Here is a 4,390-nt window from a genome sequence, read left to right on the forward strand (position 1 = left end):
GCTGCTGCTGGCCACCGTGCTCGCCGCCCCGCCGGCCGGAGCCGCGGGCCCGGCCCCGGCCCCCGCCGGCCGCACCGTCGTGACGGTCGCGCCCGCGGTCGACTACGCGAGCCGGCTGGCGTTCGACGTGACGTCGATCACCCCGACGCTGGTCACCTCGACCGGGCCGGACACCCTCACGATCGCCGGCACCATGCGCAACACCGGCAGCGAGGAACTGATCGACCTGGCCTACCGGTTCCAGCGGGGGGCGGCCCTGACGTCCACCGCCGACGTCCGGACCGAGCTGGCCGAGCCCTCCGAACCGGTCGCACAGGTCCCCAGCCGGTTCGAGCCGATCCCGGGGTCACTGGCCGGGGGCGCATCCGTCCCGTTCGTCTTCACCACCCCGTTGACCGGGTCGAACTCCCTGGGCATCACCACACCGGGCGTGTACCCGGTGATGGTGAACGTCAACGGCGCGGTGGTGCTGCCGGCCGGCCCGCTGGAGGCCCGGATCGGCGAACTGCACCTGCTGGTGACGGTGCTCTCGGTACCGGGGGGCCCGACGGGCGGGACGGAGCCGGCGCCCGCCGGCAACCCGACGCCGTTCAACTTCATCTGGCCGATGGTCGACGTCCCGCACCTGGGTGTCGACGGCGTGTTCCTCAACGACGACCTGCTCGCCGCCATTTCCCCGGGCGGCCGGCTGGACCTGCTGCTGACCAGCCTGTCCGGGGAGTCGGCCCGGGCCCTGCCGGCGGACGCCATCACCCTGGTGATCGACCCGCAACTGCTGGACGAGCTGGACCGGATGACCGGCCTGTACCGGGTGGTCGCGCCGCCCGGGGCGGCCCAACCGCCGGTCGCCGCCATCGAACAGGCGCGGAGCCAGGCCCAGGCGGCCGGCGGCGCGGCGACCCCGACCGGCGACGCCGGCACGACCACCGGGCCGGCCACCACCCCGGCCACCAACCCGGCCACCGTGCCGCCCACCGTGCCGGCCGGCCCGTCGACCGGGGCTGCGGCCGGCAGCCCGGGAGCGACCACCGCGGCCGCCACCGGCGCGAATCCCGGGGAGGGGGCCACCGCGGTCGCGGACCCGACCCTGCCGGCGGTCGACATTCCCGGGACGGTCGCCGGAACCGGACAGCAGGCCGCGGCGTCCTTCCTCGAACGCCTGCGTGCGGTGGCCGCCACCCGGCCGGTGGTCGAACTGCCCTACGGCGACCCCGACGTGGTCGCGCTGGTGCGGGCCGGCATGAGCGGCGAGATCGCCACCGCACAGCAACACGGTCAGGAGGTGGTCCGACGGGTGTGGGGTGACCTGCCGACGGCGACGAATCCGGCCGCGTCCACGACCGCCTACCCGATCAACGGGGCGGTCGACGGCGCCACCCTGTCGACCCTGCTGGCCGGTGGCGCCCGCAGCGGTCTGCTGTCGGACGCCTCGGTCGCGCTCGGGTCGGCCACCGATCCGGCGACCGCCGGCGCGCTGATCGAGCCCGATCCGGGCGTCGACGGGCTGCCGTCGGTCATCGCCCGCACCGACGTGCTGGGTGGCCTGGACAAGCTGATCGACGACGAGCGGCGGACCGGCTGGGCGACCAAGGTCAACTCGCTGACCGCGTTGCTGGCCCAGCAGCGGGCCGACGGCACGGCCACCCCGGCCGTGTTCGCGCCGGTCCGCCGGTGGGCCCCGGACAGCGCCGGCCTGCAGGGCCTGGTGCAGTTGCTGGGCGACCTGGGCCGCAGCGGCATCATCACCGGGCGCACGCTGGCCGATCTGGCCGCCGCGCCGACCCGGATCGGCACGCCCGACTACCCCCAGCTCGCCCGGGACCAGGAGCTGTCGCCCGAGTACCTCGACCGCGTCACCGCCGCCCGGTCCGACGTCGCCGCCCTGCGGGCCGGCCTGGCCACGGTCCCGCAGCCGGCCGATCCGGCCGTGCTGCTCGACCCGCTCGACCGCGCGCTGAACACGTCCGCCTCGACCGCCTTCCGCAACAACCCCACCGTCGGCGACGCCAACGTCGGCACGGTGGAGAGCACGGTGGCCGCGGTGCGGGCCGGCGTGCAGATCGCCGACACCGGCAACAACTACACGCTGGCCTCCTCGACGTCCCCGCTCCTGCTGACGGTGCAGAACAACACGGCGTACGACGTGCCGGTGACGGTGGCGCTGGCCGGCGGCGAGATGGTGGGCCTGACCGTCACCGACGCACCGGTGCAGATCATCCCGGCCGGCCGGTCGCAGCAGGTGAAGATCCCCACGGAGGTCACCCGGTCCGGGCAGTTCCAGGTGACCGCCTCACTGATCGGCCCGGACGGCGTGGCCTGGGGCACCCCGGTCCAGCTCACCGTGCAGTCCAGCGCCTACGGCGCGCTCACCGTCGTGCTGATCGTCGGGGCCGGCGGGGTGCTGGTGATCATGGTCTTCCTCCGGGTCCGCCAGCGGTTGCGCGGGCGCCGGGAGCGGCTCGCCGCTGCCGCCGCCGCCGCTGCCGCCGGTGCCGGTGCCGGGCCGGCCGATCCCCCCGCCGCCGGGCCGCCCGGACCCCGCCCCGACCGGCTGGTCAGCCCGACCCGCTCCGGTCCCACCGCCCCGCGCGTCCCGGACGGGACCGACGACCGACAGGACTTCCGTTCGTGACCACCCATCCACCCGCCGGCCGCGCATTTCCCGAGGCATCCGCCGATCCCGCCGCGGCCGCGTCCCCCGCCCCGGACGGCGAGCCGGGCCCCGCACCCGACCCGGCGGCCGCCGTCCCCGCGGCCCGGGACGACGTGTCGGGCATGAAGACGGCCCGGACCTCCGGCGTGGTCCGGGCCGGTGCCGTCATGGCCGTGGCCACCCTGGTCAGCCGCGCGACCGGATTCCTGGCCAAGGTCGTCATCCTGGCGTTCCTGGGTTTCGGGGTGGTCAACGACGCGTACACCATCGCCAACACGCTGCCCAACATCATCTTCGAGCTGCTCATCGGCGGTGTGCTGACCTCCGTCGCGATCCCGCTGCTGTCCCGGGCCCGGTCCGACGCCGACGGTGGCGAGGGCTACACCCAGCGGCTGATGACCATGGCCTTCGTCGGGCTGATCGCGGCCACCGGCCTGGCCATCGCCGCGGCCCCGCTGCTCACCCGGGTCTACCTGGCCGGCAACGGGGGCGTGGTCGACCGCGGCCTGGCCACCGGCCTGGCGTGGCTGCTGCTGCCGCAGATCTTCTTCTACGGCATCGCGGCGCTGTTCGGCGCGATCCTGAACACCAAGGAGAAGTTCGGCGTCCCGGCCTGGGCGCCCGTGGCCAACAACCTCGTCGTCATCGCCGTCGGCATCGTCCTGCTCACCACCACCAGCGATCCGGCGAACATCGCGGCCGACGGCACCGCGCTGTCCGGGCTGACCCGGGAGCAGTTCCTCATCCTCGGGTTGGGCACCACCGCGGGGATCGTCGTGCAGTCGGTCGTGATGATCCCGTCCCTGCTGCGTGGCGGGTTCCGGTTCCGGTGGCGGTGGGGCGGCGACCGCCGGTTGCTCGAGGCCGGCCAGCTGCTGCTCTGGGCCGTCGTCTACGTGCTCATCTCGCAGGCCGGCTACATCGTCGTCACCCGGGTCGCGTCGGGCAGCATCGAAGGGGGCATCTCCCTCTACGCGTTCGCCTCGCTGCTGTTCCAGTTGCCGTACGGCATCATCGGCGTCTCCATCCTGACCGCGATCATGCCGCGGATGAGCCGGCACGCCGCGGCCGGCGAGTACGAGCGGATGAAGGACGACGCGTCGCTGGGCAACCGGCTCTCCATCGTGGCGCTGGTGCCGGTGGCCACCGGGATGATCGTGCTGGCCGCGTCGCTGGCGGTGGTCGCCTCCCTGTACGGCAAGGTCGAGGTGGCCGACGTGGTCATCCTGACCGGCACGCTGAGCGCGTTGGCGCTGGGCCTGGTGCCGTTCGCGGTGACCCTGATGCAGATGCGGGTCTTCTACGCGATGAAGGACGCCCGCACCCCGGCGCTGATCAACCTGGTGATGGTGGGCGTGCGCATCCCGCTGCTCATCGCCAGCGTCGCGTTGAGCCCCGCGCTGGTGGTCCCGGCGATGGCCCTGGCGACCACCGTCTCGTACGTGGTCGGCGCCGTCGTCGGGGAGGTCTGGCTGCGCCACCGGTACGGCCCGATGGGGACCGCCCGGACGCTGGTCACCCTCGGCAAGATGGTGCTGGCCAGCGCGGTCGGCGGGGTCGTCGCGTTCGGCGTCGGCACCCTGACCACCCAGGGCCCGGTCGACACGCTGTCCGAGGCGCTGATCCGGATCGCGGTGTGCGCCCCGATCGGCCTGATCGTCATCGCCGGGCTGGCCCTGCTGCTGCGGGTCGAGGAACTCGATCCGCTGCGCCGGCGGCTCGCGGCCCGGCTGCCCG

The 4,390-nt window shown here is 74.3% G+C and carries 2 protein-coding genes; both read left to right on the forward strand.

Annotated elements, in window-relative coordinates; genetic code table 11:
- Positions 1-2,632, forward strand: a 2,632-nt coding sequence (locus tag ACOJUF_RS25805) for a DUF6049 family protein (RefSeq protein ID WP_420124665.1), incomplete at its 5' end; no start/stop codon positions are given.
- Positions 2,629-4,390: murein biosynthesis integral membrane protein MurJ (gene murJ, locus ACOJUF_RS25810; protein ID WP_420124666.1), on the forward strand; the 1,762-nt coding region annotated here is incomplete at its 3' end. The genes ACOJUF_RS25805 and murJ, both read left to right, overlap by 4 nt.

This window comes from Nakamurella sp., assembly GCF_048594475.1.
Taxonomy (GTDB): domain Bacteria; phylum Actinomycetota; class Actinomycetes; order Mycobacteriales; family Nakamurellaceae; genus Nakamurella.